Source organism: Streptomyces sp. NPDC127092, assembly GCF_042722475.1.
Taxonomy (GTDB): domain Bacteria; phylum Actinomycetota; class Actinomycetes; order Streptomycetales; family Streptomycetaceae; genus Streptomyces.
The window spans coordinates 109,280-136,034 of the sequence record NZ_JBHXFE010000006.1; the positions used below are offsets into that span (position 1 = coordinate 109,280).

20 protein-coding genes are annotated in these 26,755 nt (G+C 72.9%); 9 read left to right on the forward strand and 11 right to left on the reverse strand.

Annotation, left to right across the window (positions count from 1 at the left end):
• Positions 1-91: 91 nt before the first annotated feature.
• Both ACFWJO_RS07370 and ACFWJO_RS07375 read left to right on the forward strand, forming a co-directional pair.
• Positions 92-643: a heme-binding protein gene (locus tag ACFWJO_RS07370; protein WP_386863842.1), complete on the forward strand. Its 552-nt coding sequence runs from the start codon at positions 92-94 to the stop codon at positions 641-643.
• A gap of 96 nt (positions 644-739) precedes the next feature.
• A complete protein-coding gene (locus ACFWJO_RS07375) occupies positions 740-2,140 on the forward strand; it encodes a M1 family metallopeptidase (RefSeq protein WP_386863843.1) in 1,401 nt (466 codons plus the stop codon).
• Between the two features lie 39 nt (positions 2,141-2,179).
• Here the strand turns inward: ACFWJO_RS07375 and ACFWJO_RS07380 are convergent, their stop codons facing one another.
• Entirely contained in the window at positions 2,180-2,701 is a 522-nt protein-coding gene (locus ACFWJO_RS07380) for a GNAT family N-acetyltransferase (protein ID WP_386863844.1), read from the reverse strand.
• A 54-nt stretch (positions 2,702-2,755) separates the two neighbouring features.
• Entirely contained in the window at positions 2,756-3,331 is a 576-nt protein-coding gene (locus ACFWJO_RS07385; RefSeq protein ID WP_365347616.1) for a TerD family protein, read from the reverse strand.
• A 106-nt stretch (positions 3,332-3,437) separates the two neighbouring features.
• Between ACFWJO_RS07385 and arfB the strand changes: the two genes are divergently transcribed.
• A complete protein-coding gene (gene arfB / locus ACFWJO_RS07390) occupies positions 3,438-3,875 on the forward strand; it encodes an alternative ribosome rescue aminoacyl-tRNA hydrolase ArfB (RefSeq protein ID WP_386863845.1) in 438 nt (145 codons plus the stop codon).
• A 59-nt stretch (positions 3,876-3,934) separates the two neighbouring features.
• Here arfB and ACFWJO_RS07395 read toward each other — a convergent pair whose 3' ends face one another.
• Entirely contained in the window at positions 3,935-4,498 is a 564-nt protein-coding gene (locus tag ACFWJO_RS07395; protein WP_386863928.1) for a flavin reductase family protein, read from the reverse strand.
• A 275-nt stretch (positions 4,499-4,773) separates the two neighbouring features.
• Here ACFWJO_RS07395 and cdgB point away from each other — a divergent pair, with 275 nt between their 5' ends.
• On the forward strand, positions 4,774-6,465 hold the full coding sequence (cdgB, locus tag ACFWJO_RS07400) for a diguanylate cyclase CdgB (protein WP_386863846.1): 1,692 nt from the start codon (positions 4,774-4,776) through the stop codon (positions 6,463-6,465).
• A 143-nt stretch (positions 6,466-6,608) separates the two neighbouring features.
• Positions 6,609-7,580, forward strand: coding sequence for a CBM35 domain-containing protein (locus ACFWJO_RS07405; RefSeq protein WP_386863847.1), 972 nt, complete (start codon positions 6,609-6,611; stop codon positions 7,578-7,580).
• On the opposite strand, the gene ACFWJO_RS07410 is transcribed toward ACFWJO_RS07405, so the two are convergent.
• From ACFWJO_RS07410 to ACFWJO_RS07430, 5 genes are all read right to left on the reverse strand, one after another.
• Entirely contained in the window at positions 7,570-8,418 is an 849-nt protein-coding gene (locus ACFWJO_RS07410; protein ID WP_386863848.1) for a ketose-bisphosphate aldolase, read from the reverse strand. The two genes, ACFWJO_RS07405 and ACFWJO_RS07410, sit on opposite strands and share 11 nt — an antisense overlap.
• Before the next feature lie 91 nt (positions 8,419-8,509).
• Positions 8,510-9,448 (reverse strand): 1-phosphofructokinase family hexose kinase, encoded by a 939-nt coding sequence (locus ACFWJO_RS07415; protein ID WP_386863849.1) that lies wholly within the window; start codon positions 9,446-9,448, stop codon positions 8,510-8,512.
• A gap of 114 nt (positions 9,449-9,562) precedes the next feature.
• A complete protein-coding gene (gene nagA, locus ACFWJO_RS07420; protein ID WP_386863850.1) occupies positions 9,563-10,708 on the reverse strand; it encodes an N-acetylglucosamine-6-phosphate deacetylase in 1,146 nt (381 codons plus the stop codon).
• Positions 10,708-11,748: an ROK family protein gene (locus tag ACFWJO_RS07425; RefSeq protein ID WP_386863851.1), complete on the reverse strand. Its 1,041-nt coding sequence runs from the start codon at positions 11,746-11,748 to the stop codon at positions 10,708-10,710. The genes nagA and ACFWJO_RS07425 overlap by 1 nt, the downstream gene beginning before the upstream one ends.
• Positions 11,749-11,883: 135 nt before the next feature.
• On the reverse strand, positions 11,884-12,852 hold the full coding sequence (locus ACFWJO_RS07430; protein ID WP_386863929.1) for an SIS domain-containing protein: 969 nt from the start codon (positions 12,850-12,852) through the stop codon (positions 11,884-11,886).
• Positions 12,853-13,153: 301 nt separating this feature from the next.
• On the opposite strand from ACFWJO_RS07430, the gene ACFWJO_RS07435 reads away from it, so the two are divergent.
• The 3 genes from ACFWJO_RS07435 to otsB are packed head-to-tail and all read left to right on the forward strand — an operon-like array spanning position 13,154 to position 15,612.
• The gene (locus ACFWJO_RS07435) at positions 13,154-14,428 is read left to right on the forward strand and encodes an extracellular solute-binding protein (RefSeq protein WP_386863852.1); all 1,275 of its coding nucleotides are present in this window, start codon (positions 13,154-13,156) and stop codon (positions 14,426-14,428) included.
• Between the two features lie 24 nt (positions 14,429-14,452).
• Positions 14,453-14,728, forward strand: a complete 276-nt coding sequence (locus ACFWJO_RS07440) for a DUF3263 domain-containing protein (protein ID WP_386863853.1) — start codon at positions 14,453-14,455, stop codon at positions 14,726-14,728.
• A gap of 32 nt (positions 14,729-14,760) precedes the next feature.
• Positions 14,761-15,612, forward strand: coding sequence for a trehalose-phosphatase (otsB, locus tag ACFWJO_RS07445; RefSeq protein ID WP_386863854.1), 852 nt, complete (start codon positions 14,761-14,763; stop codon positions 15,610-15,612).
• Here otsB and ACFWJO_RS07450 read toward each other — a convergent pair.
• The 3 genes from ACFWJO_RS07450 to ACFWJO_RS07460 all read right to left on the reverse strand — a co-directional run bounded on the left by ACFWJO_RS07450 (position 15,600) and on the right by ACFWJO_RS07460 (position 23,163).
• Positions 15,600-19,067: a hypothetical protein gene (locus ACFWJO_RS07450; RefSeq protein ID WP_386863855.1), complete on the reverse strand. Its 3,468-nt coding sequence runs from the start codon at positions 19,065-19,067 to the stop codon at positions 15,600-15,602. The genes otsB and ACFWJO_RS07450 overlap by 13 nt on opposite strands.
• 118 nt (positions 19,068-19,185) lie before the next feature.
• Positions 19,186-21,465 (reverse strand): immune inhibitor A domain-containing protein, encoded by a 2,280-nt coding sequence (locus tag ACFWJO_RS07455; RefSeq protein ID WP_386863856.1) that lies wholly within the window; start codon positions 21,463-21,465, stop codon positions 19,186-19,188.
• A 240-nt stretch (positions 21,466-21,705) separates the two neighbouring features.
• Positions 21,706-23,163 (reverse strand): trehalose-6-phosphate synthase, encoded by a 1,458-nt coding sequence (locus ACFWJO_RS07460; protein WP_386863857.1) that lies wholly within the window; start codon positions 23,161-23,163, stop codon positions 21,706-21,708.
• A 253-nt stretch (positions 23,164-23,416) separates the two neighbouring features.
• On the opposite strand from ACFWJO_RS07460, the gene ACFWJO_RS07465 reads away from it, so the two are divergent.
• Complete coding sequence (locus ACFWJO_RS07465) at positions 23,417-26,755, forward strand: FlgD immunoglobulin-like domain containing protein (RefSeq protein WP_386863858.1); 3,339 nt, start codon at positions 23,417-23,419, stop codon at positions 26,753-26,755.

The following is a 26,755-nucleotide window of genomic DNA, read 5'->3' on the forward strand; positions in this document are numbered from 1 at the left end:
CCAGCCGGAACGTCGACCGGCGGGCCCCGGTTCCGGGCCGAGGATCGATGCAGAGCGAACGGAACACCGTCCCGAACCACTGGAGCCCGCAATGAAGAAGAAGTTCCTCCTCGGCACCACCGCCGCCGTCGTCCTCGCGGCCGGTACCTTCGGCGCCGTCTCCGCCAACGCCTCCTCCGCCCCGCAGGCCGCCCCGGCCGCCGCCGTCGCCAAGAAGGCCGACGCGGGCAGCGACAACCTGCGCCAGGACACCCACCTGACGATCGAGGCCGCGACGAAGGCCGCGCAGGCCACCCTGAAGGCCGCCGAGAAGGAGAACCAGCGCGTCTCCGTCGCCGTCGTCGACCGCAACGGCAACACCATCGTCACCCTGCGCGGCGACGGCGCCGGCCCGCAGTCCTACGAGTCGGCCGAGCGCAAGGCGTTCACCGCCGTCTCCTGGAACGCCCCGACCTCCGTCCTCGCGGGCCGCCTCGCCCAGGCCCCGAACCTGAAGGACATCCCCGGCACCCTCTTCCTGGCCGGCGGCGCGCCCGTCACCGCGAACGGCGCCCCGATCGCCGGCATCGGCGTGGCCGGCGCGCCCTCCGGCGACCTGGACGAGAAGTTCGCCCAGGCGGGCGTGGCGTCGCTCGACGACTGACGCCGGCCCGACGGTCCCCGATGGTGCCCGGACCCCCGCCGGGCGCCATCGGCGCATTCGTACGACTGTTTTCGTATGCCCGCTTAGGATCAGTTCGTGAACACCCGCCGTCGCGTCAGGACCGGAGCCCTGGCCCTCGCCCTCGCCCTGCTCGCCGCGGCCTGCACCGCGGGCGGCTCCGGCGGCGGCGTGCGGGGCACGCCCGGCGCGGCCGGGCTGCGCGACCCGTACTTCCCCAAGCTCGGCAACGGCGGCTACGACGTCACCCGCTACGCCCTCACCCTCTCCTACGACCCCGCCACCGGCCGGCTCGACGGCCGTGCCGAGATCACCGCGAAGGCCACCCAGGACCTCAGCGCCTTCAACCTCGACCTGGCCGGGCTCACCGTCCGCGGCGCCACCGTCGGCGGGGCGCCCGCCGCCGTCAACCGGGCCGGGAACGAGCTGACCGTGCGCCCGCGCGACGACATCGAGGAGGGCGCGGAGTTCCGTACCGTCGTCACGTACGGCGGCGTCCCGGAGACCATCACCGACTCGGACGGCGCCGAGGAGGGCTGGCTGAAGACCGCCGACGGCGCGCTCGCGCTCGGCGAACCGACCGGCTCCATGGCCTGGTTCCCCGGCAACCACCACCCCTCCGACAAGGCCGCGTACGACATCACCGTCACCGTCCCGGCCGGGCTCAAGGCCCTCTCCAACGGGGTGCTCACCGCCGAGCGCAGGACCGCCGACGGCCGCACCACCTCCGTCTGGCACGCCGCCGAGCCGATGGCGAGCTATCTCGCGACCCTCGCGATCGGCCGCTACGACACGGCCACCACGACCGCGCTCGGCAAGGTGCCCGTCCTCACCGCCGCCGACCCGGTGGTGGCCGCGCGGACCGCCGCGCTGCGCGCCCGGATCCCGGAACTCCTGGAATGGCAGCAGGAGAACTTCGGGCCCTACCCGTTCGCCGCCGCCGGGGCGATCGTCGACCGCGACGACGACGTCGGTTACGCCCTCGAGACCCAGACCCGGCCAATCTTCCCCGCCGGCTCCTTCGACACCACCACCCTCGTCCACGAACTGGCCCACCAGTGGTACGGCGACTCCGTGTCGCCCGCGACCTGGAAGGACATGTGGCTGAACGAGGGCTTCGCGACGTACGCCGAGTGGCTCTACAGGGAGGACTTCGAGGACCTCCCGGCGCAGAAGAGCTTCGAGAAGGCCTTCGCGGACGACGCCCCGTGGGCCTTCCCCCCGGCCGAACCGCCCGCCGCCGAGGACCTGTTCGGCGCGCCCGTGTACCAGCGCGGGGCGATGGTCCTGCACAAGATCCGCCAGACCCTCGGCGACGACGCCTTCTACGAGATCCTCGCGGGCTGGCCGGCGAAGTACCGTCACGGCACGGCCGGCACCGAGGACTTCACGGAGTACGTGGAGTCGGTCGCGGACCGGGACCTGAGCGAACTGTGGGACGTGTGGCTGTACGGGGACGGGCGCCCGGAGCATCCCTAGGGCCGCGGACCAGAAGGGCCCCAGGCCGCGGACCGGGGCCTACGGGCTCTGGAGGGCCTTCCGCATCACGACGCACGGCCGGCCGTGGGCCAGGTCGGGGCGGCGCGCGGTCTCCTCGTAGCCGAGGGAGGTCCAGAACGCGAGGGCGCGCGGGTTGTTCTCCAGGACGGCCAGGCGCAGTCCCGCACGGCCCTGGGAGCGGAAGCCCTCCTCGACGTACGCGGCGAGGCGGCGGCCGTGGCCCGCGCGGTGCCCGGCGGCGTGGACCATCAACAGGCCGAGCCACGGGTCGGGTTCGGCCGGGTCGGGGTGCCGGCCGAGGGTGACGGCGATCGCGACGAGGCGGCCGGCGGAACGGGCGAGCAGCACCTCGGCGGTGGGGTGCGCGAGCTCGTCGGCGAGGGCGGCGGCGACCTGCTCGGGCAGGATCCGGGCCGGATCCGGGAAGTCGCCGCTGAGCTGCTGGAACTCCTCGTTCGACGCGTACAGCTCGGTGAGCTCGGTCAGGAGCGGGCCGGGGATGTCGTGCGGGTCCCTGGCGGTCAGCGGTTCGACGATCACTCGCGCAAGCGTAGAGCCCCGGCACGGGACGCGCCGGGGCTCCGGGGGCGTACGTCAGATGTTGACGCCGAAGTCGCGGGCGATGCCCTCGAGACCGGAGGCGTAGCCCTGGCCGACGGCGCGGAACTTCCACTCCGCACCGTTGCGGTACAGCTCGCCGAAGACCATGGCGGTCTCCACCGCGGCGTCCTCCGACAGGTCGTAGCGGGCGATCTCGGCGCCGCCGGCCTGGTTGACGATGCGGATGTAGGCGTTGCGGACCTGGCCGAAGTTCTGCGAGCGGTTGACCGCGTCGTAGATGGAGACCGGGAAGACGATCTTGTCGACGCCGGCCGGGAGGCCCGCCAGGTTCACGTTGATCTGCTCGTCGTCGCCGCCGCCCTCGCCGGTGCGGTTGTCACCGGTGTGGACGATGGTCTGGTCCGGCGTGGACTTGTTGTTGAAGAAGACGAAGTGGCCGTCGGAGACGACCTTGCCGGTGGCGTCCACGCCGATGGCGGACGCGTCGAGGTCGAAGTCCGTGCCGGTGGTCGTCCGGACGTCCCAGCCGAGGCCCACGGTGACGGCGGTGAGGCCCGGGGCCTCCTTGGTCAGGGAGACGTTGCCGCCCTTGGAGAGGCTTACAGCCATGGGATGTCCCTTTCTTCGCGGTGTGTTCGTACCCGATAACGCCTACGGCGGCCGGGTGGTTCCAGATGCGAAAACAGGGTGACGCACGGCGGGCCCGGCGGGGAACATGGAAGGCATGTCCGGTCCCTATCCGATCCGCGGCTCCGTCTCGCTGCCCGAGGCCGAGCTCATGTGGCGTTTCTCGCGGTCGTCCGGGCCGGGCGGCCAGCACGTCAACACCAGCGACTCGCAGGTGGAGCTCCGCTTCGACCTCGCGGCGACCGAGGCCCTGCCGGAGGTGTGGAAGGCGCGCGCCCTGGAGCGGCTCGCGTCGCGCCTCGTGGACGGGGTCGTCACCGTACGCGCCTCGGAGCACCGCTCCCAGTGGCGCAACCGGGAGACGGCCGCCGTCCGGCTCGCCGCGCTCCTGGCGGAGGCCACGGCCCCGCCGCCGAAGCCGCGCCGCCCGACGAGGATCCCGCGCGGCATCAACGAGCGCCGGCTGCGGGAGAAGAAGCAGCGCGCGGAGACCAAGCGCGGCCGTCAGGGCCGCGACTGGGCCTGAGCCGCACGCGATCGGCCGGGGGTCGGAGTCTGACCCGGTCAGGGTCCGGAAGAGGCGGCCTAGCCGAGCGTGCGGTACCTGCCGCGGAAGTACGTCAGCGGGCCGCCCTCCGCCGACGGCAGCCGCGTGTCGAGGACGCGGCCGATGACGAGGGTGTGGTCGCCCGCCAGGACGCGGTTCTCCGTACGGCACTCCAGGGTCGCGAGCGCGCCGCCCATCAGCGGGGCGTTGCTGTGCGTGCCGCGAGTGTACGGGAGGTCGGCGAAGAGCAGCCGGTCGCTCACCCGGCCCTTCATCGCGAAGCGGCCGGCGACGTGCCGCTGGCTCTCGGAGAGCAGCGAGACCGCCCACACGGGGACGTCGGCGAGCAGGTCGTCCATGCGCGAGCCGTTGCGCAGGCTGACCAGGACCAGCGGCGGGTCGAGGGAGACGGAGAGGAAGGCGGTGGCGGTCATGCCGACGTCCTCGCCGTGCGGGCCGTCGTCCGGATCGTGGGCCGTCACCAGCACCACGCCCGAGGCGAGGCGGGACATGGCGGCCTTGAACGCGTCGTTGCTCACCCCCTCAGCATGAGGGATGGCCAGGTCGACGGCGGTGGTCCATGAGGCGGGCGTCTTCTGCAGCACGCCCGCACGCTAGTCCGCGCCACGGCGCGGCGGCATCGGGCCCCGGGACCACCCGGCTTCCCTCGTGGGTCCTAGGACCCGGAGGTCTGCGCGCATAGGGCCTGGGGCCCTCCACGTGCTTGTGACTTGAGTCACAGAGGGCAGTATTTGTTGACCCTGTGTACCGGGTGCACAGCTCGCTGTGATTCAGTGGCGGGGACAGTGCACCACGAAGCCCATGAAGCCGATGAGAACCCAGGAGTCAGCTGTCGAGGTCTCGGGGAGAGCGAGCGATGGAGACCGAGTCGGAGCCGTACGTCCGTCTTGCGACCCTGCGGCAGCTGCATCAGGTCGTGGCGGACCTCAACACCGCCCGCAGCCTTGCGGACACCCTGCAGGCCGTCGCCGACGGCGTCGTCGCGGGCCTCAACTATGAGCTGGCCTGCGTCAACCTCGTGCGCCCCGACGGCGACCTGGTCGTCGCCGCCTTCGCCGGCAGCCCCGCCGCCGAGGCCCTGATCACCGGCCGGGTCGGCTCCCGCGCCTCCTGGGACCGCCGCCTCGCCATGGGTCAGGCCTGGGGCGACCTGCGCTTCATCCCGCACACCGAGGGCTGGGTGCTCATCGAGGACGACGTCCCGCAGTGGCACACCGAGGGCCCCGCGCCCCGCTTCGAGGACGAGTGGCACCCGCACGACCGGCTCTACGCGCCGATGTACTCACCCGGAGCCCGCGCCGCCCACCCGGGAGGAGCCCCGGGCTCCGGCCGTGAGCTGCTCGGCGTGATCTCCGTCGACCGCCCGCGCAACGGCCGTCACCCCGGCCCCTGGGGCCGCGAGGCCCTGCAGATGTACGCCTCCCAGGCCGGCATCGCGATCAGCAACGCCCGGCTCCGCTCCAACATGCAGCGCGCCCTCGTCCGCCTGGAGCGCGAGCAGCAGGCGCTGCGCGCCAGCGAGGAGTCCTTCCGGCAGGCCTTCGAGTACGCGCCCTCCGGTATGGCCATCGCCGAGATGGGCGGTGACCAGCACGGCAGGCTGCTCCGCACCAACGACGCCCTGTGCCGGCTGCTCGGCCGGCCCGCCTCCGTGATGCGCCGCTACTCCTTCGCCGACCTCGTCCACCCCGAGGACATAGGCACCCTGCTCCGCACCTCCGCCGAGGGCGGGCGCGCCGAGCTCCGCCTCGGCCGCCGCGACGGCACCTACGTCTGGGTGTCCCTGCGCAACTCCGTCGTCGCCGACACCGCCGACGGCCCCCGCTTCCTCCTCACCCACGTCGAGGACATCGAGGAACGCAAGCGCCACGAGCTCCAGCTCGCCCACCGCGCCTCGCACGACGCCCTCACCGGCCTCCCCAACAGCGCCGAACTCCGCTCCCGGCTCTCCGCCCGGCTCTGCGAGCGCCCCTTCGCCGCCGCGGCGGCGCGCGAGGAGCCCCCGCCCGGGTCCGAGCCCCCGTACGAATACGAGTACGACTACGAGCACGAGCACGGCTTCGGCTTCTCGCCGGCCGGCGGCGGCGCCGGGCCGTACGACCACCACGTGCACACGGTCGCGCCCACCGGCGGCGACATCGACGACGGCACGAAGGGGCTGGCGGTCCTCTTCTGCGACCTGGACGGCTTCAAGTCGATCAACGACCGCTTCGGACACCACACCGGCGACGCCGTGCTCATCGAGGTCGCCCGCCGGCTGACTACGGGCGTACGGGACGGGGACACGGTCGCGCGGCTCGGCGGCGACGAGTTCGTCGTCCTCGCCGACGGCCTCGGCGCGGCCGACGCGGCCGACCTCGCGGTCCGGCTGCGGAACGCGATCATCCCGCCGATCCGGGTCGACGGACGGGCGGTGCGGGTCGGGGCCAGTTTCGGCATCGGCTGGGCCGAGTGCGGCATGACCGTCGAAGAGGTCCTGAACAGCGCCGACCAGCGGATGTACATCGAGAAGCGGTCCCGTTCGAAGGTCCACAGGCGGGCCGGCTAGGCCCGGTGGGCCGGTCGGTCCGGCGGTCGCGGGGGCGGTTCGTTCACCGCTCGTACACACGGCACCGGATCGTCGGCAGGGCCGTTCGAGGTAGGCTCGGCCGGTCGGCGACGGCTGGCGAGCAGTGGATAGGAGTGACCCGGATGGCTGCCGGTAACGACGGCGCGAACACGCCCGAGGACGACGATCCGTTCGGCTACCTGTACGCGGACGGACAGGCGGCGGGGGCACAGCGGCCCCAGGGCGGCGGCTACGGCTACCCGGGTCCGGCGGCGCAGCCGGGCGTCCCCCGCACCTCGTACAACCAGGTCCGCACGGTCGGCGAGCGCCAGTACGGCGGCCACGCGCAGCAGCCGCAGGTGCCGCAGCAGCAGGCGTACGGCCAGCAGCCCGGCTACGGCCAGCCGCACCCGCAGTACGCGGCGCCGGAGACCTACCCGGGCGGCGCCCAGCACCGCCCGGGCCCGCAGCAGCCCGCCCCGCGCGGCGGCCGCGGCCCCAACACCAAGGGCCTGCTGATCGGCGCCGTGGCGGTCGTCGCGGTGGTCGTGGCGGGCATCACCGCCGCCGTGATCAGCAACAGCGGCGACAAGAAGGACGCCGCGGGCGGCAACCCGACGGGCGCGCCCACCCAGGTCTCGGAGTCCCCGTCGGTCGACCCGAGCCAGTCCTCGCAGGCACCGGCGGAACTGCCGCAGCAGGACGCGGCGACGCTGAAGCTGGGCGGCTCGGCGGCGCTCGCGAGGGACATCAAGGGCGCCCAGGGTGCGGACGGCGCGTACGTCACCGGGTTCAACGCCATCGGTTCTTCGGTGACCTGGCAGGCGGACGTGCCGGAGGCCGGCAGCTACTACCTGTACGTGCGGTACGCGATCCCGGCGAAGGACGCCAACGCCACGCTGACGGTCAACGACAAGGCCAACAGCAACCCCATAGGCCTGAAGAACTTCATCTCCTCGTCGGATCCGAACCTGGAGAAGAACTGGCAGACGACCTGGGCGCCGGTGGACCTCAAGCAGGGCCAGAACACCATCAAGCTGTCCTGCGAGCAGGGCAACCAGTGTGACGCGGTCTTCGACTGGCTGAAGATCAGCAAGACGAAGCTCAGCGGCTGAGCAGCCGCAGGAACGCCGTCACCGTTTCCGTCATCGCCTCCCGCGCCGGGCGCAGGTACCAGCGCGGGTCGACGGACTTCGGGTCCTCGGTGAGGAAGGCGCGGACGGCGGCCGTGTAGGCCGAGTTCAGGGCCGTACCGACGTTGATCTTGACCATGCCGGCGGCGACGGCGGCGCGGATCTCCGTGTCCGGGACGCCGGAGGAGCCGTGCAGGACGAGCGGGACCGGGACGGCGTCCCTGAGGCGGGCGATCAGGGCGTGGTCGAGGGTTGCGGTGCGCTCGGTCATCGCGTGGGTGGAGCCGACGGCGACGGCGAGGGCGTCGACGCCGGTGTCGGCGACGTACGCGGCGGCCTCGGCCGGGTCGGTGCGGACGCCGGGCGCGTGGGCGTCGAGCGGCGGCTCGCCGTGCTTGCCGCCGATCCTGCCGAGTTCGGCCTCGACCCAGATGCCCCGCTCGTGCCCCCAGCGGACGGCCTCGGCGGTGGCCTTCACGTTGTCGCCGTGACCCAGCCTGCTCGCGTCGAACATGACGCTGCCGAAGCCCTCGGCGTGTGCCTGGCGGAGCAGGTCGACGGATTCGACGTGGTCGAGGTGGAGGGCGAGCGGCGCGTCGGCGGCGCGGGCGACGGCGGTCGTGGCGGCGGCGACGGCGGAGAGCCGGCCGCCGTGGAACTTCACGGCGTTCTCGGAGATCTGGAGGATCGCGGGGCGGCCGGCGCGTTCGGCGCCGGCGGCGATGGCCTCGGCGTGTTCGAGGGTGATGACGTTGAAGGCGGCGAGGCCGGTGCCGGCGGCGCGGGCGTCGGTGACGAGGTCGGCGGTGCGGACGAGCATGCGGTTCCTCCGTTGCGTGCGAGCCGGTTGCGTCGCCGAGCCGGTTACAAGGGAGCCGGTTGCGCGCCGGCCGGGGGCGCCGTTCCGTCGGTCACGCCGCCGCCGCTCGGTCCTGGACGGTGACGCGGGGGAGCAGGGACTCGTAGGCGGCCTCGTCGAACTCGCCGGCGACCGGGGAGAGGACCGTCGCGGCCGAGAGCGCGACGGCGTGGGCGAGCCGGGTGGGCCAGTCGGCGCCGTCGACCAGGCCGGCGAGGAGCGCGGCGACGGCCGAGTCGCCGGCGCCGGTCGGGTTGCCCTTCACCGGGGCGGGCGGGGCGGCCTGCCAGAGGCCTTCCGGGGTGGCGGCGAGGACGCCGTCGGGGCCGAGGGAGGTGACGACGGCGTGCGCGCCGCGGCGGCGGGCGTCGCGGGTGGCACGGTGCGGTTCGCGGGAGCCGGTGAGCTGGGCGAGTTCCGTCGCGTTGGGCTTGACGATGTCGGGGCGGGCGGCGATGCCGCGGCGCAGCGGTTCGCCGCTGGTGTCGAGCAGGGCGGGGACGCCGGCGGCCCGGGCGAGCCGGACGAGTTCCGCGTACGCGCCGACGTGGATGCCGGGCGGCAGGCTGCCGCACAGGGCCACGGCCCGTGCCCCGTCGAGGAGTTCGGTGAAGCGGGCGGTGAACGCGGCCCATTCGCCGGGAGTGATGGCCGGCCCGGGCTCGTTGAGCTGCGTGGTGTCGCCGCTCGCGGCGTCGACGACGGCGACGGTGCGGCGGGTGGCGCCGCCGATGGGGACCAGCCGGTCGTGGACCGGGCGGCCGGCGGTGGTGGCCGCGAGCAGCGAACGGAGCGTCTCGCCGGTGGCGCCGCCCGCGAAGCCGGTGACGACGGTCTCGTGGCCGAGGGCGCCGAGCACGCGGGCGACGTTGAGGCCCTTGCCGCCGGGGCGTTCGATGACCTGGGTGACGCGGTGCGAGGCGTGCGGGGTGAGGGCCGGGACGCGGTAGGTGAGGTCCAGTGCCGTGTTGAGGGTGACCGTGAGAATCACCTGACCCACCCCCCTGTCGACCCGTGTCACCGCCGGTAGCGCCCTGATCATGCCAAACGGACGGCGGTTGGCCCAGACCCCGGGCCCACCGCCGTCACGCAACGTGGGGGAAAATCAGCCCACTTGCGGCTCAACCACCCACGCGCCCTTGTGCATCACGCCCTTGAGCTCGAAGTCCTCGTCGAGGACCACGAGGTCGGCGTCCTTGCCCGGCTCCAGGGAGCCGACCCGGTCGTACACGCCGAGCAGCTTCGCGGGGTTCGCGGAGATCGCCTGGACGACGGACTCGACGGGCAGCCCGTCGACGGTCGCCGCGCGCTTGAACGCCCGGTCGAGGGTGAGCGTCGAGCCGGCGATGGAGCCGCCCTCGACGAGCCGCGCGACGCTGTCCTTCACCTCGACCTCCAGCGGGCCGAGCATGTAGCGGCCGTCGCCGAAGCCGGCGGCGTCCATCGCGTCGGTGATGAAGGCGGCCCGCGCCGGGCCGGCGTGGTGGAAGGCCAGCTCCAGGGCGGCCGGGTGGAGGTGGGTGCCGTCGTTGATGAGCTCGACGGTGATCCGCTCGTCCTCCAGCAGCGCGGCGATGGGGCCGGGCGCGCGGTGGCCGAGGGCGGGCATCGCGTTGAAGAGGTGGGTGGCGACGGTGGCGCCCGCGTCGATCGCGGCCCGCGTCTGCTCGTACGTGGCGTCGGTGTGGCCGATCGCGGCGATCACGCCGTGCTCGGCCAGCAGCCGTACGGAGTCGATGCCGCCGGGCAGCTCGGTGGCGAGGGTGACCATGCGGGCCTGGCCGCGCGCGGCGTCGATCAGCTTGCGCACCTCGGCCGGTTCGGGGTCGCGCAGCAGCGTCTCGTCGTGGGCGCCCTTGCGGCAGGGCGAGATGAACGGGCCCTCGAAGTGGATGCCGGCGATGTCGCCCTGCTCGGCGAGCTCGGAGAGCAGGCCCGCGCGCTGGGTGAGGAAATCCATCTCGCCGGTGACGAAGGAGGCGACGACGGTGGTCGTGCCGTGCTGCCGGTGGGTGCGGACGCCGGTGAGGACCTCGTCGACGGTGCCGGAGGTGAAGGAGGCGCCGCCGCCGCCGTGGTTGTGCATGTCGACGAAGCCGGGCACCAGCCAGTGGCCGGTGAGGTCGAGCGTGGGGACGTCCTCGCGGGCGGCTCCCGCGATGCGGCCGTTCTCGACGATCACTCGTCCGTTCTCGACGATCCCGGTCGGCAGCACCACGCGGGCCCCGGCGAGAACTGTGGAAACGGCCATCAGGCGGATACCTCCGGGGCGGTGGGGCGGTCGGTGGAGCCGGTCGGCTGCGGGGCGGGGGACTGTCGGTCGGTGGACGGTCGGTCGGTGGACTGTCGGTCGGTCGGCTGTCGGTCGGTCGAGTCGCCGAGCAGGTCCCAGGCCAGGAGGCCCGCGCCCAGGCATCCGGCGGTGTCTCCGAGCGCCGCCGGGACGACGGCGGGCAGCTTCTGGAAGGTGACGCGCTGCTCCACGGCGGCCCGAAGGGGTGTGAACAAGGTTTCCCCGGCCTCGGCGAGACCGCCACCGATGATGAGCGTGCGGGGGTCCAGCAGGGTGAGCGCGGTGACCAGGCCGTCCGCGAGGGCGTCGACGGCGTCCTGCCACACGCGGACGGCCCGGGGGTCGCCGGACTCGACGGCCTTGGCGCAGTCGGCGGCGTCCGCCTCGGGGTCGCCGGAGGCCTCCGCCCAGGCGAGCGAGACGGCGGAGGCGGAGGCGTACCGCTCCAGGCAGCCGCGCTGGCCGCAGCCGCACTCCGTTCCGCCCGGGCGGACCACGATGTGGCCGATCTCGCCCGCGTAGCCGTGCGCGCCGGCCTCGATCTCGCCGCCGATGCCGATGGCGCCGGCGATGCCGGTGCCGAGCGGCACGAAGAGGAAGCGGTCGGCGCCGTTGCCGGCCCCGATCCGGCCCTCGGCGAGGCCGCCGGTGCGCACGTCGTGGCCCAGGGCCACGGGGATGCCGCCGAGGCGTTCGCTGAGCAGGGCGCGCATCGGGACGTCGCGCCAGCCGAGGTTGGCGGCGTAGACGGCGATGCCGTTCGCGGCGTCGACGATTCCGGGTACGGCGACTCCGGCGGCCGCGGCGGGCTCGCCGTACCGCTCCTGGCCGAGCGCCCGCAGGTCCTCGGCGAACCCGAGGATCGTCTCGACGACGGCCTCGGGTCCGCGCTCGCGTCCGGTGGCGCGCCGGGCCTCGTGGAGCAGGGTGCCGTCCGCCCCGACGAGGGCGGCCTTCATGCCGGTGCCGCCCACATCGAGGGCGATGACGTGTCTCACGGGGGACAGTCTCGCGCGTCGGCACCCGAAAGGTCTAGTCCACTGCTGAGGATTGTTGCGCTCGGATACAAATCCGGGCGGGGGCGGCTTCGCGCGCGGTCCGCCGCGTGGCTGCGCGCGCGATCCCGCCCCCGCTCACGGCGAAAGGATCACGCTGCGCGTCAGGCTCCGCGGACGGTCCGGGTCTAGGCCGCGGGACTCGGCGACGGTGACCGCGAGCCGCTGGGCGCGCACCAGGTCGGCGAGCGGGTCGGTGCCGGGGCGGGAGACGAGGGTGCCGCCGACCCGCGCGACGTCGCCGGCCAGGCCCTCGGGGAGCGGGCCGAGGACCCAGGTGACGCGGCCGGGCGCGGTGACGGCGATCGGGCCGTGGCGGTACTCCATCGCCGGATACGCCTCGGTCCACGCCCCCGCGGCCTCGCGCATCTTCAGCGCGGCCTCCAGGGCGAGCCCGTAGGTCCAGCCGCGGCCGAGGAAGGTCCACTGGTCGGCGCCGAGGACCGCCTCGGGCAGCGGCTCGGTGAGCGCGAGCTCGGCGTCGACGGCGGCGTCGGCGACGCTCTTCAGGCCGGGCTGTCCGCCGGGCAGCCGGCCGGACGGGCCGCCCGACAGGTCGCCGAGTCCGGCGCGCAGGAAGGCGAGCGCGGTGGTGGCGAAGCGGGTCTGGACGACCGACTCCTCGTCCGCCCAGTCGAGCACGGCGACCGCGTCCGCCGCCGTCATGACCGGGGTCTTCGGGTCGGCGGTGAGCGCCGTGGTGGGAAGGCGTCCCCGGAGGGCGCCGAGCAGGTCGAGGACCTCGGTGGTGGTGCCGGAGCGGGTGATGGCCACGACCCGGTCGTACCTCCGGCCGGCCGGGAACTCCGAGGCGGCGAAGGCGTCGGTCTCGCCGAGCCCGGCGGCCTCCCGCAGCGCCGCGTACGCGAGGGCCATGAACCAGGAGGTGCCGCAGCCGGTCACGGCGACCCGCTCCCCGGGCGCGGGCAGCCCGTCGAAGCCGGCCGCGGCCTCGGCGGCGCGTCGCCAGGCGGCGGGCTGGGTGGCGATCTCGGCGGAGGTGCGGGAGGCGGGCGTGCGGGCGTCGCGCGTGCGGGCCTCGGGCATGGGGGCGGAGGGGGTGCGGGCGTCAGGCGTGCGGGCGTCAGGCATGGGGGCGGAGGGGGTGCGGGCGTCGGAGGTGTGGCCGGAGGTGCGGGTCATGCGCGGCGACTCCTAATGGTCCAGACCAGCGGGAAATCCGGGAAGGTACTGCCGGGTACTGCCACCTCGTGCATAGCAGTGCGCCGCGCCGCACGGCAATGCGTTGCAGAAGCGATACGCGACTGGTGTAGACCTCCTGTGACTACCCGGGAGAAACTTACGGCCGAACATTGTCTCGACGAAGAGCAAAGGGTGGGTTACGGCTGTGCAGCGGCGACGATTCCTGGGACTGGCCGCGGCGGCCACCGCACTCGGACTGACCGCCGGCCTCTCCGGCTGCGGCACGCTCGGCGGCGGCGACGGCGACGTCACCCTCAAGCTGGTGGCCGCCGACTACGACCTCACCGGCGGCGACACCACGAAGCGGTACTGGGACGGCCTGGTCGCCGCCTTCGAGGCGAAGAACCCCGGAGTGAAGGTCCAGGTCCAGATCGAGTCCTGGAACGACGTGGACCGCAAGGTCGCCGAGCTCGTCAAGGCCGGCCAGGCCCCCGACATCGCGCAGATCGGCGCCTACGCGGACTACGCGGCGGCCGACCAGCTGTACTCGGCCGACGACCTGCTCTCCATCCCCGTCCAGGCCAACTTCCTGGCCCCGCTCGTCGACGCCGGCGAGTACAAGCGCACCCAGTACGGCCTGCCCTTCGTCGCCTCCACCCGGCTGCTCTTCTACAACGAGGAGCTGTTCGACAAGGCCGGCGTCGACGGGCCGCCGACCACCTGGGACGAGCTCGCCGACGCCGCCGAGAAGCTGGACAAGGAGGGCGTCACCTACCCCTTCGCGCTGCCGCTCGGGCCCGAGGAGGCCCAGGCCGAGACGATGATGTGGCTGCTCAGCGGTGGCGGCGGCTACACCGACGGCACCGGGCACTACGACCTCGACTCCGACGCCAACGTCCGCACCTTCGGCTGGCTGCGCGACAACCTCGTGGCCAAGGGCCTCACCGGCCCCACCGCCCCCGCCGAGCTCGACCGCAAGGAGGCCTTCGCCGCCTTCGCGCGCGGCGAGGTCGGCATGCTCAACGGCCACCCGTCCCTGATGCAGGAGGCCGAGAAGAAGGGCGTGAAGGTCGGCAAGGTCGCGCTGCCCGGCGCCGACGGCAAGGCCAAGGCCACGATGGGCGTCGCCGACTGGATCATGGGCTTCAAGCAGAACGGCCACCGCAAGGAGATCGGCGCCTTCCTCGACTTCGTCTTCGCCGACGAGAACGTGCTGAAGTTCGCGGGCGACAACGACCTGCTGCCCGCCACCGTCACCGCCTCCGCGACCATGCAGTCCGACCCGAAGTCCGCACACCTCCGCGAGTTCCTGGAGGCCCTGCCCGACTCCCAGCTGCCGCCCGTCGGCAAGACCTCCTGGGCGCAGGTCAGCAGCAAGGTGAAGCAGGACATCGGCAAGGCCGTGAAGCCCGGCGCCAGGCCCGGCGACGTCCTCGGCCGGCTGGCCCGCCAGGCCACGGCGGCCGAGAGCGCGGAGTGACCGGCGCGGCATAAGTTGGTCTGTATGACCAGTGAACTCGGGGAGCCGGGGCGGGCCGCCGAAGGGCCGTCCACGGCCGCCCTCGGCGAGCGCGAACAGGCCGTCCTCGCCATGGAACGCCGCTCCTGGCCCGGCCCCGGCGCCAAGGAGCGGGCCGTGCGCGAACAGCTCGGCCTGTCCGCCACCCGCTACTACCAGCTGCTCAACGCGCTCCTCGACGACCCGCGCGCCCTCGCCCACGACCCGGTCACGGTCAACCGGCTGCGCCGGGTCCGCGCGGAACGGCAGCAGCGCCGCTGACGCCGCGGGAATCCCTCGGTAGGGTCGTGGACATGGTCAGCAGCCTTCCGCACCCGACCACCGCCGCCGGCCGCGACGGCCTCGCCGCGCTCCTCGCGCGGCCCGAGAAGGCCGTCGTCGCCCTCGACTTCGACGGGACGCTCGCCGAGATCGTCCCCGACCCGGAGCAGGCCCGCGCCCACCCCGGCGCCGTCCCCGCCCTGGCCGCCCTCGCCCCGCACCTGGCCGCCGTCGTGGTGGTCACCGGCCGCCCCGCCGGAGTGGCCGTACGGTACGGAGGCTTCGCCGGCGTCCCGGGCCTCGCCCACCTGGTGGTCCTCGGCCACTACGGCGCCGAGCGCTGGGACGCCGTCAGCGGCACCGTGCAGGCCGCGGCCCCGCACCCGGGCGTGGCGTCGGTGCGCGCCGAGCTGCCCGGCTTCCTCGACCGGATCGGGGCCTGGCCCGGCACGTGGATCGAGGAGAAGGGCCGCGCGGTCGCCGTCCACACCCGCCGCGCCGAGGACCCGCAGGGCGCCTTCGAGGCCCTGAAGGGCCCGCTCGGCGACCTCGCCGCCCACCACGGCCTGGTCCTCGAACCGGGCCGGATGGTCCTGGAGCTCCGCCCGCCGGGCATGGACAAGGGCGTCGCCCTCGCCGATTTCCTCCGCGAGACCGGCGCGGGCTCCGTCCTGTACGCGGGCGACGACCTGGGCGACCTCCCCGCGTACGCCGCCGTCGAGAAGCTCCGCTCCGACGGCACCCCCGGCCTCCTCGTCTGCTCCGCCGCCGAATCGGCCGCCGTCCCCGACCTCGCCGCCCGCGCCGACCTCACGGTCCCGGGCCCGGCGGCAGTGGTGGGGCTGCTCGCCGGGCTGGCGCGGGAGCTCGGTCAGAGGGCGTAGAACCCCTGCACGTCGGCGACGAGGTCGACGCTGCCGGAGTTGTTGTGAAGCACCACCTTGCCGTCCTTCACCGGGACGACGACCAGGTTGGACACGGTCCGCCCGGCCGTCACGTTGAGGTTCGACGTGCCCGGGCGGGCCGTCCCGTACGGGTAGACGGTGACGACCGTGCTGCTGGTGGCGTTGACCGCCGTCACGTTCATGACGACCGCCGTCGCCCCGGCCGCCGGAACCCCGTTCCGCCCGGCGACGGTCAGCGTGACCGTCTTGCCCGGTCCGACCTTGGCCTTGGGGGCGCCGGTGCCGGTGCGGGTGTCGAGGGAGCGGGAGGGGGCGAGGGGCTGGAAGAGGGAGCCGAGGTGGTCGGTGCGGTAGTAGCCGACGACGTCGGCGATCACGTCGGCCGCGCCGTTCCGGTTGGTGAAGTGGAGGCCGCTGTCACCTGACAGCGGGACGACGACCAGGTTGGAAGCGGTCTGGCCGGCGGCCACCTGGACGTGCGAGTGCAGCCAGCAGTCCGCGTAAGGGGTGCCGTAGACGGAAACGAACGTTGACGCCGTGGTGTTGGTGGCGGTCAGCTGCAGTACCACGGCCGAGACTCCGGTCTTCGGCACGCCGCCGCGCCCGAGCACCGGAGCCGACCCCGAGGTCATCTCCCGCACCTTGCCCTTCGCGATGCCGAGGCCCGTGCGGGAGTCGACGATCCGGGCCGGTTGCAACGGCTCGAAGAGGGTCCCCTGGCCGGTCGTGCCGTAGCCGGCCACGTCCGCGACCAGATCCACGCTGCCCGCGTGGTTGTACAGGGTGACCTTGCCGTCGTTGACGGGCACGACGACCGTCCCGGCCACGATCCGCCCCGCGGGTACGTTGAGATTCGAGGCCTGGGGACGGCTGGTGCCGTACGGGTGGACCGTGACGTACGTCGAGGCGCTCGGGTTGATCGCGGTGACGTTCAGTGTGACGGAGGTGACCTCGGTCGCCGGGACCTGGCCTCGGCCGGTGACCTGGAGGGTGATCGAACCGCCCGGGCCGACCTTGCCCTTGCGCGTGCCGAGGCCGCTGCGCGTGTCGAGGATCCGGGCGGGCTGCTCCGGAGTCGCCGTCACGCCCATGAACCGGCTGGACGCGAGCGAGGAGCCGTTGACCAGGGTCACGGTGCCGCTCTCCTGGACGGCCGGACCGACGCCGTCGGCGGGTGTGGCGGTGAGCGTCCAGGTGTACTGGCCGTTCGGCAGCAGCGTGCCGGCCTTGTCCCTGCCGTTCCAGAAGACGTCGAGCTGTCCGCGCAGGTCCGTCCCGCCGGTCAGCTCGCTGACCGTGCCCGTGCGGATGTGGCGGGCCGTCACGCTCCACGCCACCGGCTTGCTGTACTGACGGGTGAGGAAGGAGTGGCCGAGTTTGGCGTCCACGAACCCGGAGTCCGACCCTCGCTTCAGCACGGTCAGCGGCTGCGCGGCGATGGCCGTCGGGACGACGTGCACCTGCTCGTCGGCGTCGACGTAGGCGAGGTGGCCGCCGAACCTGTCCACGGTCCAGCGGACATGGCGCTGGGAGACACCGGTGTCGGGCAGGGCGCCGACCACCCGGCTCTCCGGGGCGCCGGCGGCGGCGCCGGTGAGGACGAGCGTGCCGGCGGCCTTGTCGTGCGTGACGACATAGCCGTCGCCGAGCAGGGCCTCACCGGCCGGAACCGAACGTGAGGTCTTCGCCGTACGGTCGTAGACGCCGGCGGGCCCGTTGGCACCGCAGGACCAGTACAGCCAGCGGCCGGCGGCCTGCAGTTCCTCGGGCACGCACGGGGCGCCGGTGTTCACCGACTCGACCGCCTTGCCCGCCTTCAGGTCCTTGGCGGTGACGGCACCCTTCTCCGCACCGGCGCTCCAGAGCCAGGTGCCCCACAGGGCGGAGGCGACGGGAGTTCGCTGCTCCAGGAGCCGCCCCCAGGTGGTGTAGACGGTCTGCTTGCCGGTGTCGCCGGGGGCGGTGGCGACCAGGTAGTCGGCGGCGACGTCGTCGATCCTGCTGCCGGCGGGCAGGGACAGATCGTCGAGGTCGTAGTCACCGGGGCCGTTGATGTAGTAGCGCCAGCTCGTGTCGTCCGCGTCCACGCGGCGCATGAACCGTCCGTCCCCGAGTGCCAGGTATGCGGCGCAGGCGGAGTCGTTCGCCTCGCACCAGTGCATCGGCATGCCGGTCAGCTTCGTCCGGTCACCGAAGCCGAGGGCACCGGAGGTGCTGACGTCGCGCACCCACTCCCAGTCCCCGTTCGAGCTGTTGTCGACGACGGACAGGCGCCCCTGCGCCAGGGCGATGCCCTTGATGAGGGCGGGCTTCGGCAGTCGCTTGGCCACGGTCACCACCGGCTTCCCGGAGGCGTCCGCCGTGATGCGCCGGAGCGCCCAGTCGACGGAGTCGGCGCCGCCGATCACGGCGGCGGTGCCGTCGGGCCCGGCGGAGGGGCCTTTGTAGTCGGCTCGGGGAAGCAGGGTGACGGCGGGGCCGCCCGCGATCGGCACGGCGTTCAGCGCACCACGCGCCGAAAGGAAGACCAGCCAGTCGCCGACGATGGCGAACCTGCGGTCGGAGCTGCCGCTGTAGTCGTAGTTGTTCAGGTCGATCGCGGTGAACGGGGCTGACGGGTCGGTCCGCGAGGTGACCAGCACCGTGTCGTCGGTGGCGACCGTCGAGTACACCGCGAGGTATTTCGGGGAGATCTTGACGCGCGCGTACGCCTCGGGGACCTCGGGCGTCAGTGCCCCCAGCTGTCCGGTGTCCACCGGAGCGATGCCGAACCGGCGCTTGCCGTCCTGTGCCGCCGTCGTGACGACGACGCCCGACGCGTCACCTCCCAGGACCCTGCCCAGGCGGGTGCCGTCCTGGGGTCCGGTGAGGGTCGCGTCGCGGGTCGTGCCGTCCGCGCCGAGGGTGAGCAGATGCTGCACGGCCGTCTTGCTGCCGTCCGACTGGGTCACGGACTCCACCGCGTACACGGTCGACCCGAAGACCGACGAAGCCACCGTGCCCTCCGGAAGGGCGATCCGTCGCGAGGCGCCGTCGGCGTCACGCAACTCGACCTCACCGCTCCGGACCAGGGCGAGCGAGTTCGTGCCGGTGCCCATGACGGTGGCCTCGGTCGCGGCGGGCAGCGGCACGGGAGTGCTCCGCCCGTCCGCGAACCGGGTCCACAGGACGCCTTCGTGCCCCGACTGGGTGTGGAACACACCCTCGGCACCGATGGCGTCCGCCCGCAGGTACTCGGCCTGTCCGGTCAGGTGGAGCCGTGCGCTCAGGACGGACTGTCCCGCCGCCGCCGGCACCACCAGCTCCTGCGCCGTCCCCGTCCCCGGCTCCTCCGCCGCAGCCGTGCCCGCCAGTGGTGTCAGGCCGCTGCCCAGCGTGAGTGCGAGCGCCGTCGCGGCGGCGAACGCGCCCCGCGTCAGGGTGTGTCGAAGCACCCGGTCCCCTCCCCGAAACTCGGAACCTGCCGTGCCCCCCACCGCAGGTGGACGGAGGGTAACAGCAGGAAGGGGCGCCCCGGCCTGGCGGGGCGCCCCTTTGTGAACAAGGTGGGAATTACGACGGGTTGACCACGCTGATCGTCAGGTCGTCGCCCGCGTCGCCCGTGACCGTGACCTTCACGCCGTGGCCCGCGACCTTCACGCTGGCCTGCGGGGCCGTCGGGTCGTAGTAGGCGTTCGGGTCGGTGTCGTCGAAGACCGGCATGCCCGGGACGGACGGCGCGCAGGCCGCCTTCGTCGCGACGGTCTGGTTGCCGCCCTTGCCGACCAGGACCTCCTTGTGGAGGCAGGTCGCGTCCGTCGGCTCCAGGCCGAAGGTGGCGTCGAAGGGCTGGCGGCGGTTGCTCGGGGCGGTGCCGTCGTCGTAGCGGAACGGCGTCGGACGGGCGTCGACCACCATCGCCGAGCCGGCACCCGCGTGGGCGCTGACGTTGTTGTCGTCGTAGGAGCGGTCCACGTACCAGACCAGCATGCCGTTCTGGTACTTGAAGAACTCCACCCAGTCAGGGGCGGTGATGCCCTTGCTGAACTGGTACGGGCCCTCCGCGAGGAGCGCGTCGCTGCCGACGTACTCACGGTTCTCCACCAGGTAGAAGCGCGGGGACGTGGCCGTCTCCGTGCCCGTGGAGATCTTCCAGCGGCCCTGCGCCGTCCAGCCGTTCACGCCCTGCTCGACGTCGTCGGCCAGCGCGGTGGTGCTGCCCGTCGCGATCGTGATGTCGTCGAGGAACGCGCCGGCGAAGTGCACGCCGCCGTCCGTCTGGTAGCGGAAGCGGAAGAGCGAGTCCTTGCCGCCGGCGGCGTAGGAGTAGCGCAGCGTCGTCCACTTGCCGGCCGAGGAGCCGTCCACGGCCGAGCCGGCGCGCTGCCAGGTGGCGCCGTTGTCGAGCGAGTACTCGGCGAAGAGGTAGTCGAAGTCCGCCTCGATCTCGTACCAGGCGCTCGCCTTGACCGTGACCCGCGAGGCGGCGGGCACGGAGCGGGTGAGGGACTGGTTGAGGCCGTCCGCCGAGCCGGTCCACCAGGCGTGGGTGCCCGAGACGGGCGTCGCGTAGGTGGTGCTGCTCGTCTTGTCGGGCAGCGCGATGCGGACCGCCTGCTCCTTGCCGGTGACCTGGAGCTGCGCCGGGTTCAGCGTGTACGTGCCGGAGGCGCCGAGCGGCGCGTCGGCGTAGTCCAGCCAGCCGAGGAACAGCTTCTCCTCCGCGCCCATCAGGCCCGGCAGGGTGCCGATGCCCTCGTTCGCGGCGGCGCCGTGGCCGAGCCAGGAGCCGGAGCTCATCAGGGTCCAGAAGGCGGTGGAGTTCTCGCCGCCGTCGGTGTCGTAGAAGTCCGGCAGGCCGAGGTCGTGGCCGAACTCGTGGCAGAAGACGCCGAGGCCGCCGTTCTCGCCCTCGGTGGTGTAGTCGCCGAGCCAGTACTTCGACTGGCCGATGCGGGCGCCGCCCGCCTTGTTCTGGGTGCCGGCGACGACGGGACCGGTGAGACCGTAGTCGTCACCGTTGACGTACCAGCGGTGCGACCAGATGGCGTCCTCGCCCTGCGCGCCGCCGCCCGCGTCCTCGCCCATGCCGGCGTGCACGGCCTGGAAGTGGTCGATGTAGCCGTCGGCCTCGTCGAAGTTGCCGTCGTGGTCCCAGTCGTTGCGGTCCCAGACGTCGAACTGGGCGAGGTAGGCGTCGATCTCGGCGGGCGTCTTGCCGGCCGCGATCTGCGCGTTCCACCAGGCGTCGCCGGTGTCCTGGATGAAGGCCCAGGAGCCGCCGTTGTCCTCGACGGCGTTGTCGCCGTACGTGGAGGCGTTGCCGGGGACCTTGACCCAGTCCTCGACCACGTTGGTGACCGAGTAGGCGCCGCTCGACAGCTTCTCGTAGTAGGTCCGCATGGACTCGCCGGGACCGTTGAAGAGGTTCTCGTAGTGCGCCTTGTTGAAGTCGGGGCTCCAGGCGTTGGAGTTGTCGACGCTGCGGTCCGGCTTGGGTATCTCGTTGTGGAGCGGACCGGGGACGGTGCCGAGCTTGCCGGAGCCTTCGGTGCCGAACTCGGAGAGGATCGTGAAGATCTTCTCCTGGCGGGTGGCGGTGGTGGTCTCGGTCTCCGCGAACTTGCCGGGCGCGACCTCGACGACGCCCTTGGCGTTCGCCTTGGCCTTGCCCTTGGCGACCAGGTCGATCGCCTGCTCGCGCAGTTCGGTGCGCTGCTTGGTCAGCGGTCCGGGGCGGTTGTCCGCCCGGTGCGCCGCGCCGGCGCCGGTGCCGGCGTCCCTTGCTTCCTGCGCGGCGGCCGGGGTGAGCCCCGCTGCGAGGAGTGCGGTGAGCGCTGACCCGAGGGTCATGCCCACAACAATCTTTTTCACGTTGTTCGCGATCCCTTCGCTCGCATGCGTGGGTGACGCATGGTGCGCGTGATTCCGTCGGGGGTTACGGATCGCCTGGGGGAACGATCGGTCGCAGAGTCTGACACGGAAGACCCTGCCGGGAGGAGGGGGAGACCCCGAAGAATTTCCGCCCGGATACAGGGGAGCAGCGGGGGGAGGGGGAGGGGCGGCCGGGAAGCGGCGGGGGGCGCCCCGGGGTCACCGGGACCGCAGCGCCTCCAGCTGGTCCAGGAACCAGCGCTGCGGCGGCAGGGCCGTGGCCGCGGCGGCGAGGCGCTTGGTGCGTTCGGCGCGCTCGGCGGCGGGCATCGACAGGGCGCGGTGGAGGGCGTCGGCGGTCTCGGTGACGTCGAAGGGGTTCACCGTGAGCGCGTCCTGGCTCAGCTCCGTGTATGCGCCGGCCTCGCGGGAGAGCACCAGGGCGCAGCCCGCCTCGGAGACCACCGGGATCTCCTTGGCGACCAGGTTCATGCCGTCGCGGACCGGGTTGACCAGCGCCACGTCGGCCAGGCGGTAGGCGGCGAGGGAGCGGGTGAAGTCGTCCTCGACCGAGACCAGGACCGGCCGCCAGTCCGCCGTGCCGAACTCGGCGTTGATCTCCTCGGCCAGGGCGACGACGGAGGCCGTGTACGCGCGGTACGACTCCAGGTCCTGGCGGGACGGGTAGGCGGAGGCCAGGTGGACGACCCGGTCGCGCCACTCGGGGTGGACGGTGAGCAGCTCCCGGTAGGCGAGCAGGCCGCGCAGGATGTTCTTCGAGAGTTCGGTGCGGTCGACGCGGACGATGGTCTTCCGGTCCCCGACCTCCTCGCGGAGCCGGGCCAGGCGGTCGTCCACCTGGGGGCGGTGGGCGAGGGCCCGCAGCTCGTCGCCGTCGACGCCGAGGGGGAGCACGGAGACATGGGTGGTGCGCATCGGCCCGGGCCCGCCGCCGCGCCGGTGTTCCACGCCCCGCCAGCGGCTTCCCGCGGGGAAGAAGGGCACGGCGGTCCCCGACGCGTTGTCCATGGACGTGCTCTGCATGAAGGCGCCGCTCCACCGGGCGGTGTGGAAGCCCAGCTCGTCCGCGCCGAGCATGCCCCACACCAGCTCTTCCTCGATGTCCTGCGGCAGCATGTGCAGATAGGCCGGGTCCGCCCACGGCGTGTGCGTGAAGTGGCCGATCCGGAGGTCCGGGCGCAGCTCGCGGAGCATTCCGGGGACCAGGGCCAGGTGGTAGTCCTGCACCAGCACCGCCGCGCCCTCGTCGGCGGCCTCCGCGAGGGCTTCGGCGAAGGCGCGGTTGTAGCCGCGGTAGGACTCCCAGCGGCGGCGGAACTCCGCGTCGAAGACGGGCTCGCGCGGGATCTCGTACAGATGGTGGTGGAGGAACCACAGCACGGAGTTCGCGATGCCGTTGTACGCGTCGGCGTACACCTCCGGGTCGATGTCCAGCATGCGCACGCCCGGCTCGGCGACCCGGCGGCGCACGGCCTCGCGGTCGCCGTCGCCGAGCGCCGCGCACACCCACAGGGTGTCGTCGGCGGAGCCCTGCGACGAGACGGCGCTCAGGCCCGAGACGAGCCCGCCGCCGCCCCGCCGGGTGTCGAGCGTCCCGTCGTCGCGCACGCTGTACGAGACGGGGCCGCGGTTCGATGCCAGGAGGACGGAAGCCATACGGCGAACCTAGCCCGTCCGGTAAACGCTCAAACGTACGGATTCCAGACGGGCCGGGGTGCCGGGTACGCGGCTGCGCAGGGGGCGCGGGCCGCTGGTCATCGAGCCGACGTACGGCCTGAACCAGTTCGAAACCACCGACGGTGGCCGGAATCCCGCTGTTACGATCACCGCCTCGGACGGGAAGCACCGGAGGGGGCCGCGCGGGACGCGCGAGCACTGGTCACCCGCCCGATGCCTGAGGAACAGGCTCATGGAGGGGACTTCCTTGTATCTGCGCACCCGCGGAGCGCTCGCGTTCGTGACCGCCGTCGGCATGACCGTCGGCCTGTCCACCGCGCTCACCACTCCGGCGCTCGCCGCCGACCCCCTGCCGGCCGACGAGGTCGTCGTGCCGGACCCGGGTCGCCACCAGCCGCGCCTGGAACGGCTGATCGGCGCCGGGACCACCGGCTACCTCCACCGGCAGGACGGCGTGAACGACCTGCTGTGGACGGACACTGTCACCGGTGCCACGACGGCGCAGCCCGTGGCGGCCCAGTACGGGCACTCCGGGCTCTACGCCTCCTATGACGCCGGCACCGCCCGGATCGTCGACGTCGCCACGCGAGCCGTGACCGAGATCCCCCTCCCCGCGGGCCGGAGCTGGCTCAACACGTACACCGCCGACACCGTGGTCGCCCGCACCGATCAGGACGGCGAGACGTCGGCACTCAGCCTGGTACGCCTGGCGGACGGCGGCACCACCGAGACCCCGGTCACCGGCGTCCCCACGGACCTGGGCCTGGCCGTGCCCGTCACCCAGGACACCCGTGGCGCGATCCTCCGCTTCACCGCCGACGGCTCGGCGCGCTTCTACCTCGACTACGGGACCGCCACGCTCGTCCGGCTCCCCGGTGGTTTCCCCGTGACGGGGACCCTCCGGCTCGGCGCCGAGCACGTCCTGGGCTGGTCGGGCGGTAGCGGCAGCCTGTACACCGTGCCCCGCTCGGACGCCGCGGCCACGCCGGTGCGCACGGTCGTCGCCAGGCCGTACGCCACCTCCGAATACCCGGAGTTCGCCGTGGTCGGCGGTCACGTCGTCTACGTCCACTCCGCCGCCTCCTACGACGCGGACGGCGTGCTGCGGCAGAAGCTCCAGGAGGTCCCGCTCGGCGGCGGCCCCGTCCGCGACCTGCTGCCCGCCGGGGCGAAGGGCTTCGTCACGGCCCCGGACGGCACCGTTCTCGTGGTCGGCGGCAGCAGCGCCACCGACTGGGCGGTCCACCGCGTCTCTCCCGGGGACGGCGGCGCCCCCGTGATCGATGTCGTGAAGAAGGTGCCCCAGGTTCCCGCCACGTACAGCGGTCTGGCACTGGGCGGCGGCCGACTGAGCTACCTCTCCGACTCGGCCCCGGCCCTGAGCCCCGGGACGCCCGCCCTGTTCGACGTCGACACGACCGCGACCGGCACGCCGGCCGCGACCGCGCCCGAGCTGCGCCACCGTCTGTGGCAGACGCCGCACGGACTGCGGTCGCTGGGCGACGGCAACGCGGTGTACGGAGCCGGGACGAGCGTCAAGGCACCCACGGACGACTCCTACCGCTACACGGATCTGCCCACCGAGAGCACCGTCGTGGACGCCGCCGGCCGGTACGTCCTGGCCAGGGACGGTGACACGACCTACGCCGTCGACCTCGACATCGACAACCTGAACCAGAACGAGGTCCGGCTCACCCTGAACAAGTCGGCGGCAGCCCTGTGGGGCAGCCAGGTCTGGAAGTCCGCCACGGCCACCTCCACCGGCCAGGTCAACGCCTACGACCTCAAGAGCGGGGCCACCTCGGCGCCCGTCGAGCTGGGCTCCGGCTGCCGTCCCACCGAGCTCCAGGCCGTCGGCCGCTGGCTGTACTGGGCCTGCGGGGCCGACAAGGCCGGCGTCTACGACCGGACCCTGAAGAAGAACGTGCCCGTGACGGCGGGAGAATCGCTGCTCGGCGACGGCTTCGTCGTACGGCACGACCGGACCGCGCACAAGCTGCTGCTGACGAACGCGGCCACCGGGCAGACCAGCGACCTCGCCACCGTGCCCGCCTGGGCGGATGCGGACGGCCGGGGCGGCGCCTGGACCGTGGACAAGTTCGGCGCGAACGTCGCCTTCGTCGACGCCCAGAAGAACATCCACGTCAAGCGGGTGCCGGTGGCTCCGCAGCCGTTCGTCATGCTCGACACGTTCGAGCGCAGGATCAGCGGCGGCACGACCCAGCTGCGCTGGCGGACCTCCCGCTCCGTCGGCGCCTGGAAGGTCGAGATCCGGGAGGCCTCCGGCACCGTCGTCCGCACCTACCAGGGAGCGCGGGGCAACGGCGCGGGCGTCGCGATCGACTGGGACAGCAGGGACCAGCTCGGCCGGGGCCTGGAGGACGCCACCTACACGTACGTCATGACGGCGCAGCCCGCCGACGGCACGGGCGCCGCCCTGCGATCCACCGGAAGCGTCGAGTCGTTCGACGTCGGGCTCAGCACGCTGCCGGGCACGTACACGCCACTGACTCCCGCCCGGCTCATGGACACCCGTAACGGTCTCGGCACCTGGAAGGGGAAGGTCGGCCCGGGGGAGACGCGTTCCCTCGAGGTGGCCGGGGCCGGCGGCGTGCCGAGGAGCGGGCTGACGGCGGTGGTCCTCAACGTCACCGCGACCAACGCGACGGCCGCCGGCTTCGTCTCCGCCTACCCGGCGAGCACCTACCGGACATCCGCCTCCAGCCTCAACTTCGCGGCCGGCCAGACGGTGTCCAACCTCGTGACCGTGCCGGTCGTCAACGGCTTCGTGAACTTCTACAACAAGAACGGATCCGTCGACCTGATCGCCGACGTCGCCGGCTACTACACCGCCGGCACCGAGGCCTCGGCGTACCAGCCGGTGACGCCGGCCCGGCTGATGGACACCCGCGACGGCACCGGAGTGCCGCAGGCGAAGATCCCGGGCGGCGGCACGGTGACGCTCCCGGTGACCGAACCGGGAGCCACCGCGGTGGCCCTCAACGTGACGGCGACGAACGCGACGTCACCGAGCTTCGTGTCGGTCTACCCGTACGGCACCGCCCGGCCGAACGTCTCGAACGTCAACTTCCCGGCCGGCCGGACCGTGCCCAACATGGTCGTCGTCCCGGTCAGGGACGGGAAGATCACCTTCTACAACCGGGCCGGTTCGGTGGACGTCATCGCCGATGTCGCCGGCTACTTCAAGCAGGGCACCGGCTCGGTCTTCACCGGAACGAAGCCGAAGCGCGTGATGGACACCCGCACGGGTGCGGGCGTCGGGGTGGACCAGGCCAAGGTCGGCGCGGGGCAGACGGTGAGCCTCACGGTCGGTGACCAGTACAAGGCCGTGGTCCTCAACGTCACCGCGACGAACGCGACCGCGACCGGCTTCGTGTCGGTGTACCCGTACGGCACGACCCGCACCGCGGCGTCCAACCTCAACTTCGTCGCCGGGCAGACGGTGGCGAACATGGTCGTCGTCCCGGTCAGGGACGGGAAGATCACCTTCTACAACCGGAGCGGGTCCGTCGACCTCGTCGCCGACATGGCCGGCTACTACACCGGCTGA

Bases quoted from the DNA above. Each gene is read 5' to 3' on its own strand.
- ACFWJO_RS07370 (WP_386863842.1), top strand. From the start codon at position 92: ATGAAGAAGAAGTTCCTCCTCGGCACCACCGCCGCCGTCGTCCTCGCG.
- ACFWJO_RS07385 (WP_365347616.1), bottom strand. From the start codon at position 3,331: ATGGCTGTAAGCCTCTCCAAGGGCGGCAACGTCTCCCTGACCAAGGAG.
- arfB (WP_386863845.1), top strand. From the start codon at position 3,438: ATGGAAGGCATGTCCGGTCCCTATCCGATCCGCGGCTCCGTCTCGCTG.
- cdgB (WP_386863846.1), top strand. From the start codon at position 4,774: ATGGAGACCGAGTCGGAGCCGTACGTCCGTCTTGCGACCCTGCGGCAG.
- ACFWJO_RS07405 (WP_386863847.1), top strand. From the start codon at position 6,609: ATGGCTGCCGGTAACGACGGCGCGAACACGCCCGAGGACGACGATCCG.
- ACFWJO_RS07410 (WP_386863848.1), bottom strand. From the start codon at position 8,418: ATGCTCGTCCGCACCGCCGACCTCGTCACCGACGCCCGCGCCGCCGGC.
- nagA (WP_386863850.1), bottom strand. From the start codon at position 10,708: ATGGCCGTTTCCACAGTTCTCGCCGGGGCCCGCGTGGTGCTGCCGACC.
- ACFWJO_RS07430 (WP_386863929.1), bottom strand. From the start codon at position 12,852: ATGCCCGAGGCCCGCACGCGCGACGCCCGCACGCCCGCCTCCCGCACC.
- ACFWJO_RS07440 (WP_386863853.1), top strand. From the start codon at position 14,453: ATGACCAGTGAACTCGGGGAGCCGGGGCGGGCCGCCGAAGGGCCGTCC.
- otsB (WP_386863854.1), top strand. From the start codon at position 14,761: ATGGTCAGCAGCCTTCCGCACCCGACCACCGCCGCCGGCCGCGACGGC.
- ACFWJO_RS07455 (WP_386863856.1), bottom strand. From the start codon at position 21,465: ATGACCCTCGGGTCAGCGCTCACCGCACTCCTCGCAGCGGGGCTCACC.
- ACFWJO_RS07460 (WP_386863857.1), bottom strand. From the start codon at position 23,163: ATGGCTTCCGTCCTCCTGGCATCGAACCGCGGCCCCGTCTCGTACAGC.
- ACFWJO_RS07465 (WP_386863858.1), top strand. From the start codon at position 23,417: ATGGAGGGGACTTCCTTGTATCTGCGCACCCGCGGAGCGCTCGCGTTC.